Genomic DNA, 17,215 nt, shown 5'->3' on the forward strand with positions numbered 1-17,215 from the left:
TTTTTACCTAACAACTTTTATAAAGTTAACTTCAGGATCTTCTGTTCCTTGAACATATAATCCTGTGTTTTTTAATCTTTCAACATAGTCAATTATCTCTTGAGTAATTATTTCACCTGGGCATAATATTGGAATTCCTGGAGGATAAGCCATTAAAAATTCCCCACTTATTTTTCCTACGCTTTCTTTTAGGGAAATACATATTTTTTCACTATTGAAAGCTTCTCTAGGAATTTGATGCTGTTCTGGTATTGATGGAATATCTATAAAATCAGATTTTTTATTTCCTTTTCCATAAAAATCTTTACTAATTTCTCTTAGTGCAAATAATAATTTATCTATATTTTCCACAGTATCTCCAAAGGAACCTACAGCTAAAACATTATATAGGTCAGAAAGTTCCATTTGTATGTGATACTTATTTGATAAAATCATATCTAAATCATATCCAGTTATTCCTAAATCTCTACAAGTTATAGTTAGTTTTGTTGAATCAAGGGCATAAGCTCCTGAACTATTTAATATTTCTTCACCAAAACAATAGAAACCTGGTATTTTATTGATTTCTTCACGAGCGTAGTTTAAAAGTTCTATGGTTTTATCAAGTAACTCTCTACCGTGTAGTGCTATTTGTCTCCTTGCACAATCTAGAGAAGCCATCAAAATATAAGAAGGTGATGTTGTCTGCAAGAGATTTAATATTTGTTGAACTCTATGCACATCAATTCTTTTAGAGCAAACATGAAGCAGTGAGCATTGAGTTAAAGCACCTATTATTTTATGAGTACTTTGAGCACACATATCTGCACCAGCTTCTATTGCGGATATAGGTAATTTATCATTAAAACCAAGGTGTGGCCCATGGGCCTCATCTACTATTAATGGAATGTCATATTTATGAACTATTTCTGCTATTTTTTTAATATCTGTTGCAACACCGTAATAGGTTGGATTTATGATTAAAACAGCCTTAGCATCAGGGTTTTCAGACAAAGTCTTTTCTACAGTTTCTGGAGTAACACCATGGGCGATTCCAACTTTTTTATCCAATTCTGGTTGCATGTACACAGGAACGGCACCGCTTAATATTATTCCACCAGTTACAGATTTATGAACGTTTCTTGGAATAATTATTTTGTCTCCAGATTTAACTACAGACATTATCATTGCCTGAATGGCACCTGATGTACCATGAATTGAAAAGAATGCAGCATCAGAACCATATGCATCCGCAGCAAGTTTCTGAGCTTTTCTTATTGCTCCTGTAGGGTGATGTAAGCTGTCCACTAATTTAAAAACAGTAACGTCAATTTTAAAGGGATTTTCCCCAATAAAATTTTTAAATTCTTCATCCATTCCTACGCCTTTTTTATGACCAGGCACATGGAAGGGTATTGTTTCTCTGTTTACATATTCTTTTAAAACATCGAACAATGGAGTCTCATTTTGATCTAACTTATACACCTTGATAAACACCTTCTTTCAATAAATGCACCCGTGAAACTTTGAAGAATCAATGGTTTCCGTGGATTTGCATAAAACAATATAATTATAAGGTAAATAATATTTAAATGCAATATAATACGCGGAAATATTTAATATTACATTTGTATTGTATGCAAAACATTAATCTTTATATATTCTTTTATAAAATAATCTTAAATAAATTTGATTACAATGCTTGATTAAATTTATTTAAAAGATAAAAGATTCTAGACTTATGCAAATTCAATGATATAAAATTAGAATATATCTATTTTTTAAAAGAAAGTATGTGGAAGAAGTGAATAATAAAATGTATAATCTTAAATAAGCTATGATTAGATTAAATAAATATAGAAGGGATGATTTCATATTGGATATTAAATCTAGATTTTCAGATAAACTCTCTAAAATATTATTTCTAGAAGTTGATAAAAATACATTAGGTAAAATGTTTAAAAAAAACATTGAAGAAGAAATTTATATGCCAATAAAGTCAGAAGATATAATAAACAAAGTTAAGTCCGGTGAAAGCATGGATAATATTTCAGCCGTTTATTTTGTAGAAGCGATGTTTTTTGTTTTAGGGGCAGATGAGCATTTTAAATTTAATAAATACTATGTGGATTTTATTAAAAATACATCGGAAAGTGTAAAATTTATTAAAGGTAAGATTTTTAAGGCCATAGATGAAAAATTATATGAAGATGCTTATATAATGTTAAAAGGACTTATTAATGTAGAAGAAAGTAAAGAAAATTACGAAAAGCTACTTATGCTCTGTGATAAGTTAAGGAGTTTGGACCCTATATATGAAGATGAAGAAATATCTATTATAAATAAAATAAAAAATCTTTATCCAGAGTATTCTCTACCCTATTTATACGAGGGATTAATTAAAAGAGAGGAGAATAATTTTGAAGAAGCTCTGTTTTCAATTAATAACTATATAGCTTTAGGTGGAGAAGAAACCTTAGAAATTACGGATTTGAAGCTTTCATTAAAGACTATTAGCAACTATGAAAAGGGAAAAGAATTAATTTATGATAATCCTAAAGAAGCATTAGTATATTTGCTACCTTTAATAGATACTGTTACAGAAGATGGAGCTTTGTATTATTATATTGCTATAGCATACAGAATTTTAGAAAATTATGAGAAGGCTATATATTACTTAAATGAAGGTTTAAATATAGACAGTAATATGCCACAGGTAATAAATGAATTAGGAATTAATTATGCTTCATTAGGAAATTATGAAAAAGCTATAGAGTTATTAAGAAAGGCCTTTGAAGTTACAAAATCAGTAGAGATATGCACCAACATTATAATGTGTTATTTAAACTGGGGAAATATTGAAGGAGCAAAACAGCATTTAAAAATTGCTCAAAAAATAGATCCTAAGGATGAAGTAGTCTTGGAGATTGAAGAAATACTGCAAAAATTATAAAAAGTATAATTTATAATAAGTTAGCTAATTATATATTAATGAGTGCACTTTTGTATTGACTTTTAGAAAGGAGAAGCTTTAATGAGGGTTAAAAAAGCTATAATACCTGCAGCGGGGCTTGGAACTAGATTCTTACCAGCCACCAAGGCTCAACCTAAAGAGATGTTACCTATAGTTGATAAACCAACAATCCAATATATTATAGAAGAAGCAGTTCATTCAGGGATTGAAGAGATATTAATTATAACAGGAAGAAATAAAAGAGCTATAGAAGATCATTTTGATAAATCTATTGAGTTAGAGCAGCAGTTGCAAAGCAAAGGAAATGAAGAGATGCTCAATATGGTGGAGGAAATATCCAATATGGCGGATATATATTACATAAGACAAAAAGAGCCAAAGGGGCTAGGTCATGCCGTAAGCTGTGCTAAAACCTTTGTTGGAAATGAACCTTTTGCAGTTATGCTAGGAGATGACGTTGTAGATAGTAAAGTTCCTTGTTTAAAACAATTAATTGATTGTTTTAATGAATATAAAACTACTATACTAGGTGTACAAAAGGTACCTAAAGAAGAGGTATATAAATACGGGGTAATAAAAGGAATGCAAATAGAAGGGAATGTCTATAAGGTTAAGGATCTGATAGAAAAGCCTAAAGTAGAAGAGGCGCCATCTAATATAGCTATATTAGGAAGGTATATTATCACTCCTAGTATTTTTGATATTCTAGAAAGTACAACGCCAGGTAAAGGTGGAGAAATACAATTAACGGATGCATTGAAAACCTTGGCCTCTAGAGAGGCTATATATGCCTATAACTTTGATGGAAGAAGATATGATGTTGGAGATAAGCTAGGATTTTTAGAGGCAACAGTAGAATTCGCTTTAAAAAGGGAAGAATTAAAGGACGAATTTATGAAATATCTGTTAACTATTACGGAGGAGCCAATGAAACCTATCTCTGATAGAGTTTAATATGATTTTGTACTTGAAAATAGGTATTAGTGTAATTAAGCTATGATATAAATAAATATAAAAAAATACAAAGAAGGCTTGTAAATAACATTTATAGGCCTTTTTTGTGTGAATATAATTAGATACTGTGTATTACAAAAACGTATATATTGTGGTATATTTAAATGGTGAATATAATAATAGACATATTAAATAATTTATTATAGGGTGTAAAAATATAAGGAATGTACAAAACTAATTTATTTAAGGTGTGATATATATGAAAAAGGATAGAAAGTTAATTGTTTCTGATGTTATATTATTAGTGTTTTCATTATACTTTGCTTTATTACTCAGGTTGGATTTTAAAATTCCTAGTGCATACATGGAATTTTTTAAACTTACAGTTATACCAGTAATTATAATTACCTTGTTTTTTAATAAAGTATTTAATTTATATAATAGTATTTGGAAATATGCATCTATAGAAGAATTGATGTCTATAGTTTATTCTATTTCCTTGTCGAATGTGGTTATTTTAATATACAGCTATTTTATAAATTATAAATTATTAGAAACACACTATATTAGATTCCCTTATGGAGTACATGTAATCTTTTGGATTTTATCTGTAGTTTTCTTAGGGGGAACTAGATTTATTGCTAGAATAGTTCAAGAAGGTAATTCTGACAAACATAATAACAAGAAGAAGAAGAAACTATTAATTATAGGTGCTGGTGATGCTGCTGCTTTATTAATAAAAGAAATTAAAAGAAGCGTAAATTTAAATTATGAGATAGTTGGGTTGATAGATGATGATAAAAGTAAAGTGGGAAAACGCATTAGTGGTGCAAAGGTAGTAGGGACTAGGGAAAATATTGTTCCTATATGCAATGAATTAAGGGTGGAAGAAATAATACTTGCTATTCCGTCAGCAGATGTGGATACTAAAAGAAAAATTATCAATATATGCAAAAATACCAACGCTAAGCTAAAAACTCTTCCAGGGATATATGAAATTATTGATAGTGAGTTTAGTATAAAGAATATAAGAGATGTAAATATTGAAGATTTACTAGGAAGAGAAGAAGTTAGATTAAATAATGAAAATATAAATAAATATATCAAAGATAAGGTAATACTAGTAACAGGTGGGGGAGGCTCTATAGGATCTGAATTATGTAGGCAAATAGCTAAATTTAACCCGAAACAATTGTTGATATTGGACATTTATGAGAACAATGCTTATGATCTTCAAATGGAGCTGAATTATAATTATGATGATTTAAACAAAAAAGTAATAATTGCTTCAATAAGAGATGATAAGAGATTAAAGGATATATTCGAGAAATATAGACCAGAGGTGGTTTTCCATGCAGCGGCACATAAACATGTTCCATTGATGGAAAATAACCCTAGTGAAGCTATAAAAAATAATATTATTGGAACGTACAATGTGGTTAATTGTAGCCATTTATATGGTGTTAAGAAATTTGTTCAAATAAGTACTGATAAAGCTGTAAATCCAACTAATATAATGGGAGCAACAAAGAGATTTTGTGAAATAATGATACAGGCATTTGACAGTATAAGTAGTACGGAATATGTAGCAGTTAGATTTGGAAATGTATTAGGAAGTAATGGATCAGTAATCCCATTGTTTAAAAAGCAAATTGCTCACGGGGGACCAGTGACTGTAACTCATCCAGAAATAAATAGATATTTTATGACAATACCAGAAGCAGCACAATTGGTAATACAAGCAGGAGCCATGGCCCATGGAGGAGAAATATTCGTTCTTGATATGGGAGAGCCAGTAAAGATAGTGGATTTAGCTAAAGACTTAATAAGACTTTCAGGATATCAACCGGATGTAGATATAAAAATAGAGTACACTGGATTGAGGCCAGGAGAAAAATTATATGAAGAATTGTTAATGGATGAAGTTGCATTAACCTCCACTGAACATGATAAAATATATGTGGAAAAACCAGCGGATAATAGTATAGATTTTGTGGAAAAGTCAATACAAGAGTTTAAAGAAGTATTAGGTAAAGATACAGAAGATATGTTTGAATTAATAGGAAAAAAAGTACCAACTTACCATAGAAAGGACTGCTAAGTATGAAGATTTTAGTGATTTCTCATATGTACCCTTCGTCCTTTAATAAAATGGCTGGTATTTTTGTACATCAACAGGTGAAGGCCCTTGTGAAACAAGGATGTGAAGTGAGAGTTATAAGCCCGGTCCCTTGGGCCCCTTTTCCTATAAACAAAGTGAGTAGTAAATGGAAGAGATACTCACAAATACCTACTAAAGCTATAATGGATAATGTAGAGGTTTTTTATCCTAGATATATTGAATTCCCTAAAGGATTTCTCTTCCATAAATCAGGAGGATTTATGGCTAAAGGAATAGATAGAATAGTTAATAACATTTACAAAGATTTTAAGTTTGATATAATTCATTCCCATGTTGCACTACCTGATGGTTATGCAGGTATGGTGATAAATGAAAAATATAATACCCCTCATGTAGTAACTATTCATGGTCAGGATTTTCAAAACACAATTAATAGAAATTTAGAATGTAAAAAGGCTTTGTTTAAAGTACTAAATAAAGTAGATAAAATAATAACTGTCAGCAGTAAATTAAAAAATATAGTAAAAGATGAAGAGTTTTTTCATAAGATTGAAGTTATAAATAATGGAATAGATAAGAAATATATAGCCCCAAAAGTTGAAGAGCTTAAAACTGATGAAATAAAAGTATTGAGTGCTTCTAATCTTAACGAAGCAAAAGGAATTCAATTTAATATAAAGGCTATTGCTAATTTAATAAACCAATACCCTAATATACAGTATAGTATTATAGGTGATGGAGAATATAAAAATAAATTACTAGAATTAGTGGAAGAATTAGGTCTCAAAGATAATGTTAGTTTTTGGGGTAAGCTTGATTATGATAAAGTTATTGAAAATATGAGAGGTTGCCATATTTTTTCCTTGCCAAGTTATAAAGAAGGTTTTGGAATGGTTTATATTGAGGCCATGGCACAAGGGAAGCCGGTTATAGGGATAAAAGGTGAAGGTATAACAGATGTAATAGATAGTGGAGTAAATGGATTTTTAGTAGAGAGAGAAAATGTACAGGAATTAGAGAGTGTTCTAGAGCTTTTGATTAAAGATGATTTAAAAAGAAATGACATAGGAAAAAATGCAAGAGAAACTGTTTTAAATAATTATATTTGGGACGAGAATGCAAAAAAAACTATAAAAGTATATAAATCTTTAATAAAATGAAAACAATGTAAAAAATTTTAAATTTAATACAAAAAAATTTGACCACAACTATTAATAAAGTGTATAATTTTAATGGTTGTAAATCTTAAAACCTAGGAGGTTATTAACAATGTCACAAATAAGAGACGAATTAATAAAAAAGTTAGAAGATAAGACAGCAAAATTAGGGGTAGTGGGATTAGGATATGTAGGATTACCACTAGCCGTAGAAAAAGCAAAAGCAGGCTATGAAGTAATAGGTTTTGATGTTCAAGATAGCAAAGTGGAAATGGTTAATGAAGGTCATAACTATATAGGTGACGTAGTTGACACAGATTTAAAGGAAATAGTGGAAAATGGAAAACTGAGAGCAACTACAGACTTTAGTTTTGTAAAAGATGTAGATGCAGTATGTATTGCAGTACCAACACCACTTGATATATATAAGCAGCCAGATTTATCCTACGTGATAAAATCAACAAGAGATGTGGCAAAATATTTAAAAAGAGGTATGCTAGTAGTACTTGAAAGCACAACATACCCAGGAACAACAGAAGAAATATTAAAACCAATACTTGAGGAAACAGGACTTAAGTGTGGAGAAGACTTTTTCTTAGCATTTTCACCAGAAAGAGTTGACCCAGGTAATAAGGACTTCAATACAAAAAATACTCCAAAAGTAGTTGGAGGATGCACAGAAGAATGTACAGAAGTAGCAGCAGCTCTTTATAAAAGTGTACTAGAAGGGGAAATACACTCAGTATCTTCACCAGCAGTAGCTGAAATGGAAAAAATACTTGAAAACACATTTAGAAATATAAACATAGCATTGGCAAATGAAATAGCAGTGCTTTGTAACAAGATGAATATAGATGTTTGGGAAGTAATAGATGCAGCAAAAACTAAGCCATACGGATTTATGGCATTTTACCCAGGTCCTGGACTAGGAGGACACTGCATACCACTAGACCCATTCTATTTAGAGTGGAAAGCAAAAGAATATGATTTCCACACAAGCTTAATTCAGGCATCAGGAAGAATCAATGATAGAATGCCTGAATACGTAGTAGAAAATATAATGAAATTATTAAATAAAGAAAAGAAAGCCATGAATGGAGCAAAGGTACTTTTAATGGGAGTGTCTTATAAGAATGATATAGATGATTTAAGAGAGTCCCCAGCATTAAAAGTTATCGATGAATTAAACAGACATGGTGCAGATATAATCTATTGTGATCCATTCATTCCAGAGTTTGAGCACAAGGGAAGAAAGTACTATTCAGTTGACTGGAGAGAAGCAGCATCAAATGCAGATGTGGTAGTTATTACAACTAACCATAGCAATATCGATTATGAAGCATTAGTAGAAAAAGCTAAGTTAGTTTATGATACAAGAAATGCTACAAAAGAAGTTAAGAACAATAGAGAAAAAATATATAAACTTTAGTTTAGAGAGGATAAGTCAGTTTGACTTATCCTATAATATAATTATGAGGTGATTTTTTTGAAAAAATTAAGATTCGCTATAATAGGATGTGGAAGAATTTCATATAAACACGTAGAAGCACTAGTTAACAATAAAGAAGAGGGACTGTTAGTTGCAGTTTGTGATGTTATAGAAGAAAAAGCAGAAAAAGAAAAGAATGAATATGTATCGAAGATGGGTGCTCCACTTACAGTAGGAGTATACACAGACTATAAAGAAATGTTAGAGAAGGAAGAAATAGATGCAGTTGTAATATCAACAGAAAGTGGATATCATCCAGAAATAGCTATTTATTGCATGAATAAAGGCAAACATGCTATAGTAGAAAAACCTATAGCTCTATCAATAAAAGATGCTGATGAAATGATTAAGACAGCAAAAGAAAACAATGTAAAATTATGTGTAAGCCATCAAAATAGATTCAATGCTCCAATACAAAAGCTGAGAAATTCTATAGAAAAAGATAGATTCGGAAGATTAGTAAATGGTACAGCAAGAATTCTTTGGAATAGAAATATGGGATACTATGAACAAGCACCATGGAGAGGAACTTGGGAACTTGATGGTGGAACTTTGATGAACCAGTGTATCCATAATATAGATTTATTGCAATGGATGCTAGGAGGAGAAATAGATACAGTTTATGCACAGTGTGATACTTTCTTAAGGGATATAGAAGGAGAAGACTTTGGAGCTATAACTATAAGATTTAAAAACGGTGCTATAGGAATAATAGAAGGAAGTGCTTGTGTATATCCAAAGAATTTAGAAGAAACACTAAGCATATTTGGAGAAAAAGGAACAGCTTGCATAGGCGGCCTTGCTGTTAATAAAATTGAAACTTGGAGATTTGCTGATGGTGAGGATAATGAAGAAGAAATATTAAAACAACAAGGTGAAGATCCAGATAGCGTATATGGTTTTGGACATACATACTTATATAAGGACTTTATTGATGCATTACATGAAAATAGAGAGCCATTAATAAATGGTGAAGAAGGTAAAAAGGGTATGACAATAATACTTGCAGCTTATAAGTCAAGGCTTACAGGACTTCCAGTTAAATTCCCATTAGAAGACTTTTCTACAATGGAAATGGTGGGAATAGATAAAATCAACAAATAATTAGTTAAAGGAGAATAATCCATGAATTATATATCCTCTAAAGCTATAATTGGAAATAATGTTCAAATTGGAAGATTTACCATAATAGAAGATGATGTAGTAATCGGTGATAACTGCATCATCGCTAATAATGTGGTGATAAAAGCGGGAAGTAAAATTGCTTCTAACGTTAGAATAGATGATAATACTGTAATAGGAAAAGAGCCTATGAGATCAGTAAATAGTATTTTTAAAGATGACAAAAAACTTCCTCCTGCAATAATTAAAGATGAGTGTTTAATTGGAGCAGGAGTAGTAATTTATGCTGGCTGTCAAATAGAAAATAAAACTTTAATTGCAGATTTAGCTGTAGTTAGAGAAGATGTTACAATAGGAGAAAAGACCATAATAGGTAAAGGTGCTACTATAGAAAACTTCTGTAAGGTGGGCTCTAACTGTAAAATTCAAACTAATGTATACTTAACTGCCTATTCAGAAGTAGAGGATTATGTATTTATAGGACCTTGCGCCGTTACTTCAAATGACAACTTTGCAGCTAGATCAAAGGAAAGATTTGGAAATTTTAAGGGTGTAACTATAAAAAAAGGTGGAAGAATTGGAGCGGGAGCAACTATATTACCAGGCAAAGTAATTGAAGAGGATGGATTTGTAGCAGCAGGAAGTGTAGTGACTAAAGATGTGGAAAAGGAAACAATTGTTGCTGGAAATCCGGCTAAAGTTTTAAGAAAAGTTCCTGAGAACCAACTATTGAGAAATCAGTAATTAGAATAATGACCTATGAGGTGTAGTAAATGAAAATATGTATGTTAACATCTGGGCATGATGTTTATGATAATAGAATATATTACAAGGAAATACTTTCTTTAAAAAGAGAATATGATGAGATATATATTGTAGCCCCAGGAGACAAAGACTTTATTACTGAAGATGGAGTCATAATAAAATGTTTTCCAAAGAGAAAGAATTGGAGAGATAGGTTTAGACCTATGAAAGATATGTACAATATAGCCAAAGCAATAGGAGCAGATGTTTACCATGCCCATGAACCAGATTCTTTTCAGGTAGCGGTTAAATTAAAAAAGAACTTTGGAAGTAAAATAATATATGATTCTCATGAATACTACCCAGAAGCTTTTTCAGAGCATTTTCCTGCCATTAAAGGAATTATGGAAAAAGTTATATATAACTATGAGAAGGTATTAGCTAAAAAAGCCGATTGTATAATAACTGTAAATGATATACTAGTGAATAAATTTAAAAAGTATCATTCTAATGTAATTCTACTGCCTAATTACCCAGTATTAAAAGATGAAGAAATGATAAAAGAATATAATACAATTCCTACGTTTATCTATGTGGGAGGATTAAGAGAAGATAGAGGTATTTATAAGATTTTAGAAGCAGCAAAGCTAATTAATGTAGAATGTAAATACATATTTGTAGGTCCTTTTGAAAGTGAAAGTTTTAAATCTAAGTGTGAAGAGTATATCAAAAATAATTTACAAGATAAAGATATTGTATTTACGGGAAAAATACCTCACACTAAAGTTTTTGATTATTTAAAAACTGCCCATGCTGGGTTTGTTTTGTTGCAACCCCATAATTGGAGATATGTAAATGCAGAACCTATTAAATTATTTGAATACATGATAACAAGGACTGCTGTAATAGGAAGTGATTTTCCTATGGTTAAAGCTATAGTAGATCCTTCTAAAAGCGGGCTGGTTGTTAAGCCCGATTCACCAGAGAGTATAGCAAAAGCTATTAACGATCTAGTAAATGATATAGAAAAAACTAAAACTATGGGTGAAAATGGATTTAATAAAGTTAAAAAAGATTATAATTGGGCGGTGTGCGAAGCTAGATTATTAGAAGTCTATAGTTTATTAAGATAGTTTATTTGGAGGGATTATGACTGAATTAAAAAAGGATGTAAAAAATGTAGCGAAGTACGGTATTATTATTACCATTCTTTTGGTTTTAAGTAAGCTTACTGGTTTTGCTAGAGAGTTCATTGTAGCAATACAATTGGGGACAACTAGAGAAGCGGATATATTTAAAACCGCAAGTGCTATGCCGCAGGTTTTTTTTAGTGCTGTAGCAGCAGCTTTAGTTACGACTTTTATACCTATCTTTTCAAATATTAAAAATGATAAGGAAAAAGCAAATAAATTTTTTAATAACGTATTAAATATTGTAACAATAGTATGTTTCATATTATCAATAATAGCCATAGTAGTTTCACCTCAGTTAGTATCTCTATTTGCAGGAGGTTTTAAAGGCAATGATTTTAATATCACTGTTCAGTTAACCCAAATATTGATGCCTTCTATAATCTTCTTAGGCATGAGTGGACTATACACTGGCTATTTACAATCCTATGGGAAATTTGTTCAACCTGCCCTAACTGGTATTACAGCCAATGTAGTTATAATCATTGGACTAATAGTATTTTACAAAACATATGGTTTAATGGCAGCTATAATATCAGTGTTTGTTGGAGCCATAGCCCAAGCTTTTACTCAAAGACCCTTTATGGGGAATGATTATAAATATGAATTTGTAGTGGATTTAAAGGATAGCAATGTGAGAAAAATGTTAACATTAGCTATTCCAATTCTCATAAGCAGTGCGGTTTCCCAAATAAATTTAATGGTAGCTAGAAATTTTGCATCAAATTTAGTAGCAGGAAGTATATCTGTAATAGATTATGCTAGTAAATTTAGTACTATTATAAATCAAGTATTTATAGTATCAATAACTACAGTATTATATCCAAAATTAACAGAAAAGTATTCTCAAAATGATTTAGATGGTTTTAAAGAGTTGTTTGTAAAATCCGTTAACTTAGTAATTATGGTGGCCATACCATTAATATTTGGACTTGCAGTTCTAAGTAAACCTATTATTCAACTGGTATTGGAACGAGGAAAATTCGATAAAACTTCAACGGAATTAACTTCTATGTGTTTAAAATATTTAGCCTTTTCAGCTTTAGGATATTCTTTAATGGATATATTAGGCAAGGTATTCTTTGCTATGAAAAATACGGTAACTCCAATGATAAATGGTTTTATTCTTGTAGTGGTTAATATAATATTTACTTTAGTTTTAGGTTCTAAGATGGGTGTAAATGGGCTTGCATTAGCAACAACCTTGTCTGTAACTATTTTAGCTTTAATTCTTTTTATTGAAATAAAGATTAGGATTAAAGGAGTTAATTATAAAAAAATATTTATAAGCTTTTTAAAGATGTTGTCTTCTGGAGTAGTTATGGCCTTAGCTGTAGGTGGATTATTTAGTTTAATAGATAATTTCCTGCCGAAAAATAATATGTTTTTAGGTGTAAATATAATAATATGTACTCTGGTAGGTGCATGTGTATATACTATTATGTTAATAATATTTAGAGTAGATGAATTAAAGGAATTAATAAACTTAAAAAGAAAAAAATAAGAAGTATTTAAGAGAGGAACAGTAGATGAAAAATAAAAGGTTTCTTTTTTATACTGGATTGGTAATTATATTACTAGCATTTTCAACATTTTACAGAGTAAAGTTTTATAAAAGTTACTCTGATGATAAAACTCAATTGCCTCCAGAATTAAAAGATAAAACTATAATCAGACTATGGATGAAGAAAAGTATTATATCTCCTACTAGATCCTATCAAATAGAAAAATTTAACAATGAAAATAAGGATAATATACATATTATCTTTAGTGAATACAAAGAGGATTACTATAACGCTTTAAGAACCACACTAGCCTCTGGATATGGCCCGGACATATTTGAATACGGCTATACAACATTGATGAAGAATAATCAAATAGCAGATTTAAATTCACTTGAATTGGATTTAAAAGACGTAGATAAAACCAGTATAATAAGTTATAAAGATATGCCAATAGGGGTTAAACTAATGGAAAACAACGCTAAATTAGTATGGAATAAAGAGTTGTTTAAAAAAGCAGGACTTGACCCTAATAAAGGCCCTACTACTTTAGAGGAGTTAGTAGATTACTCAATGAAAATAAAAAAAGCTTTTCCACAGGTAACTCCTTTTGCTTTTCCTCTTAAAGATTATGAAGATATGAAGACCGTAATAGGGGAGCCAAGCGTAAGTAATGGAAATATATATAGTACTTTTTGGGATTATAAAAAAGGTGAATATAATTTTAATTATGCAAAGGATATATTAAATGTATATAATAAGCTGTATTCATCTTCATTGATAAATGAAGACTTTGATAAAAAAAGTAAAAATCAATTAAGGTCTGAGTTTTATAGAGGGGAAGTAGCTATGATGATAAGTACCTTCGAAGACAAGGGATATTTCTCTAACATAGTTCCATTAAGTTTTGAAATGGGAATAAAAGATATTATTCAAGCAAAGGGAGAAAATGAAAATAAGTATTACTATACTAATAACCTTAATTTTTTAGTTGTAAATAGTGAAGCCATTAAAGATGAAAAGAAAAAACAAGGGGTTAAAAAAGTATATGAGTTCCTGCTAAGTGAAGATATCAACAGAGAAGTTCTAGAAACGAGAAATGCACTACCTGTTAATCTGAAGAATAAGTCTGTTAAAAATGATATTTATAAAGAATATAATGAAGCAGCTAACTATTATAATGAAACTTATGACCCTACATTGTTTTTGAGTAGAAATTCAAGACAAGAAATCAATGTAGTGTTAGAGGGGATAAAAGGATTGAGAAGCGTAGATAGCGCTATAGAAGAACTGAATAAACAATTTAAAAATTATTATGATTTTGCTATAGAAAAAGAAGGTTTTGATTTTAAATATTATATAGAAAAATAAGCTTTATGCTATTTTATGATTGGAGAAGTGACACAGATGTATGAATTTATAAATAAACATTTAAAAGAATATTACAAGTTGTTATCTGTATCATTCTTGCTATCCGCAATAATCACAATCCTTTTCTTTAAAAGGATTGGTATTAGAAACTCTACCATGCTTTTTGCAGCTTTGTTTTTTTTAATAATGGATATATACCTAATTTTTAAGGATAAGAGAAAGTCTATTTTATTGTTTATATTATTATTGCCTATTTTTACTACAGTGAGAAGATTGTGTTACTATGATTTGTTTTTCGCTAAGATTACTTTTGAAACCATATATATAGCTCTATTATTTATATTTAGTTTCAAGGATATAATATATGCATTAAAAAATAATTACAAAGGAGAAAATAAGTTTACTTTTAAATTTATTTTCCTCATTGTTGCTCTTTTAATATTCTGCATCAATAGTAGTTTTTTCTCTTCAGATGTGATGAGAAGTATAAGGGAAGTGCATATAGGTGTATTAACTCCTATGATGCTTATGATGACTTTAATTACTTATTTTAATAAAGAGGATAAATATAAAATATATTATGCAGCTATTGCGGCTCTTAATTTTAGTTGTCTCTATGGATACGTACAATTGCTAATGAAAGGTGCGAGTCTAGGGGCTATTAAAAGCAACAGAATATATCTAACTTTTGGATTTCATAATGTAAACATATTTGCAGGTATATTAATTACGATTTTACCTCTGCTTTTAGAGATGATACTTCATAAAAAAAATACTAGAAATGAAAAAATATTTCTCTATTTATCATTTATTAACTATACTTTGGCAATTTTATTGACCTTTACCAGGGGAGCGTGGCTTACTTATTTTGTTGTTATATTCTTGGCTTTACTTAATAAAAAGTACAGAAAGATTATATATATAGCTGCTGTACCTTCTTTGTTTCTAGCAAAGCCAGTACTATCTTATATTTTACATAGAGGGACTTCTACGTCATTTTTAAATAACTCATCAGCAGTAGCTAGATTACAATCTATATTTACTGATATAATAATGATGAAAAATTATCCTTTTGGTATTGGAGGGGGAAGCTTTCCGGAGGCATATAAAAAGTTTTCCTTTCAAGGGTATTTATTTATGCCAGAAAGTATAAGATTTAACTCCACTGTTGCTTCATATCCATTAGATCATGCTCACAATTTATTTCTTCAAATTGGGGTTGAATTTGGATTGGTAGCTCTGTTTATCTTTATATTTATTATTATAAATAGGATAAAAGCTGGTTTCAAAGATATAGATTATAATAGAGGAGCGATTAACGCAATAATCGTTTATTGTATATTTTCTCTTATAACAGGAAATGAGTTTAATCATAAGGGTGTTATAACTGGTACGTTGATTATATTTATTATCTTTGGAATAGTGGAATTAAATTTTAAAAACAATTGTGATAAAACAATTAGGAGAGTTAAAAAATGAAGGATAAAGAAAATTTAACTGTATCTATAGTTATTCCTTGTAGGAATGAAAAAAATTATATAAAGAAGTGTATAGATTCTTTTATAAACCAAACATATCCTGCTAAGTTATTTGAGGTTCTTATTTGTGATGGTATGTCCGATGATGGAACAAGAGATATAGTAATGGAATATGAAAACAAGTATAGTAACGTAAAGCTTATAGATAATGAAGGCTTATCAGCTCCTAAAGGAATGAATAAAGGTATAAAATATAGCCAAAAAGATGTAATTATAATATTTGGAGCTCATGCTTATGCAAAAGAAGATTTTATAGAAGAGAACATCAAGGCACTGATTAATAATGAGGTAGGATGCGTTGGTGGCCCTATAGAAACGATAAATGAAGATGATAAAGGTATGGCTATATCCTTAGCTATGAGTTCGCCCTTTGGAGTGGGGAATGCTCTTTTTAGGTATGCTAAGGAAGAAACCTATGTAGATACAGTAGCTTTTGGATGTTACAGAAGAAGTGTATTAGATAAAATAGGATATTTCGATGAAGAGCTAGTTAGAAATCAAGATGATGAGTTGAATTTTAGGGTTATAAAAAATGGATATAAGATACTTTTATCTCCTAAAATAAAATCCTATTACTATAGCCGTTCTTCATTAAAAAAACTTTGGAAACAATATTATCAATATGGATTTTGGAAGGTAAGGGTCATGCAGAAACATGGTAGAACTGCTTCTATAAGACATCTTGTTCCTGCAGCCTTTGTTATTACTAATGTTTTAGGATTACTTTTAGGTCTAGCATTTAAGTGGATATTATATCTATGGTTTATAGAGATAGGGTTATATATAATTGGAGATATGGTATCTTCTTTTAAATTAATCAATAAGAACAAAGGTATATGGAAATATATATTTTTCATATTTCCAATACTTCATTTTAGCTATGGGCTAGGATTTTTAAACGGACTGTTGAATTTTTATGTTTTTAAATCTAAAAAATCTCTTGAGAAGAATACAAAAATGTCTAGATAGAATATATAAAAAAATAGCACATGATTATTGCAAAAAATCAATACTCTTGTGCTATTTTTGTGTATAATTAATATTTAGGTGGATTAAATAAAAGAAGGAAGGGT

13 protein-coding genes are annotated in these 17,215 nt (G+C 29.9%); 12 read left to right on the forward strand and 1 reads right to left on the reverse strand.

Annotation, left to right across the window (positions count from 1 at the left end):
• Nucleotides 1–3 precede the first annotated feature (3 nt).
• The gene (locus tag RYO54_RS08440) at nucleotides 4–1,464 is read right to left on the reverse strand and encodes an aminotransferase class I/II-fold pyridoxal phosphate-dependent enzyme (protein WP_315117490.1); all 1,461 of its coding nucleotides are present in this window, start codon (nucleotides 1,462–1,464) and stop codon (nucleotides 4–6) included.
• Nucleotides 1,465–1,855: 391 nt separating this feature from the next.
• Here RYO54_RS08440 and RYO54_RS08445 point away from each other — a divergent pair, with 391 nt between their 5' ends.
• The 12 genes from RYO54_RS08445 to RYO54_RS08500 all read left to right on the forward strand — a co-directional run bounded on the left by RYO54_RS08445 (nucleotide 1,856) and on the right by RYO54_RS08500 (nucleotide 17,111).
• Nucleotides 1,856–2,932, forward strand: coding sequence for a capsular biosynthesis protein (locus RYO54_RS08445; RefSeq protein ID WP_315117679.1), 1,077 nt, complete (start codon nucleotides 1,856–1,858; stop codon nucleotides 2,930–2,932).
• 81 nt (nucleotides 2,933–3,013) lie between these two features.
• Entirely contained in the window at nucleotides 3,014–3,907 is an 894-nt protein-coding gene (gene galU / locus RYO54_RS08450) for a UTP--glucose-1-phosphate uridylyltransferase GalU (protein ID WP_315117492.1), read from the forward strand.
• 259 nt (nucleotides 3,908–4,166) lie between these two features.
• A complete protein-coding gene (locus RYO54_RS08455) occupies nucleotides 4,167–6,008 on the forward strand; it encodes a nucleoside-diphosphate sugar epimerase/dehydratase (RefSeq protein WP_315117494.1) in 1,842 nt (613 codons plus the stop codon).
• Nucleotides 6,009–6,010: 2 nt separating this feature from the next.
• Complete coding sequence (locus RYO54_RS08460; protein WP_315117496.1) at nucleotides 6,011–7,189, forward strand: glycosyltransferase; 1,179 nt, start codon at nucleotides 6,011–6,013, stop codon at nucleotides 7,187–7,189.
• 109 nt (nucleotides 7,190–7,298) lie between these two features.
• Nucleotides 7,299–8,615, forward strand: coding sequence for a nucleotide sugar dehydrogenase (locus RYO54_RS08465; RefSeq protein WP_315117498.1), 1,317 nt, complete (start codon nucleotides 7,299–7,301; stop codon nucleotides 8,613–8,615).
• A 57-nt stretch (nucleotides 8,616–8,672) separates the two neighbouring features.
• Nucleotides 8,673–9,779: a Gfo/Idh/MocA family oxidoreductase gene (locus RYO54_RS08470; protein WP_315117500.1), complete on the forward strand. Its 1,107-nt coding sequence runs from the start codon at nucleotides 8,673–8,675 to the stop codon at nucleotides 9,777–9,779.
• A 21-nt stretch (nucleotides 9,780–9,800) separates the two neighbouring features.
• Nucleotides 9,801–10,541: a DapH/DapD/GlmU-related protein gene (locus RYO54_RS08475; protein WP_315117501.1), complete on the forward strand. Its 741-nt coding sequence runs from the start codon at nucleotides 9,801–9,803 to the stop codon at nucleotides 10,539–10,541.
• 29 nt (nucleotides 10,542–10,570) lie between these two features.
• A complete protein-coding gene (locus tag RYO54_RS08480) occupies nucleotides 10,571–11,674 on the forward strand; it encodes a glycosyltransferase family 4 protein (protein WP_315117502.1) in 1,104 nt (367 codons plus the stop codon).
• Nucleotides 11,675–11,690: 16 nt separating this feature from the next.
• Nucleotides 11,691–13,235: a murein biosynthesis integral membrane protein MurJ gene (gene murJ, locus RYO54_RS08485; RefSeq protein WP_315117504.1), complete on the forward strand. Its 1,545-nt coding sequence runs from the start codon at nucleotides 11,691–11,693 to the stop codon at nucleotides 13,233–13,235.
• Between the two features lie 25 nt (nucleotides 13,236–13,260).
• Nucleotides 13,261–14,604: an ABC transporter substrate-binding protein gene (locus RYO54_RS08490; protein WP_315117507.1), complete on the forward strand. Its 1,344-nt coding sequence runs from the start codon at nucleotides 13,261–13,263 to the stop codon at nucleotides 14,602–14,604.
• Between the two features lie 36 nt (nucleotides 14,605–14,640).
• On the forward strand, nucleotides 14,641–16,083 hold the full coding sequence (locus RYO54_RS08495) for an O-antigen ligase family protein (protein WP_315117509.1): 1,443 nt from the start codon (nucleotides 14,641–14,643) through the stop codon (nucleotides 16,081–16,083).
• Nucleotides 16,080–17,111 carry a glycosyltransferase family 2 protein gene (locus RYO54_RS08500; protein WP_315117512.1) on the forward strand — a complete coding sequence of 344 codons (1,032 nt, stop codon included), beginning with the start codon at nucleotides 16,080–16,082 and terminating at the stop codon, nucleotides 17,109–17,111. Before RYO54_RS08495 ends, RYO54_RS08500 begins: the two co-directional genes overlap by 4 nt.
• The last annotated feature ends 104 nt before the right edge of the window (nucleotides 17,112–17,215 follow it).

It is taken from the genome of uncultured Clostridium sp., from assembly GCF_963515715.1.
Classification (GTDB): Bacteria; Bacillota; Clostridia; order Clostridiales; family Clostridiaceae; genus Clostridium_AW.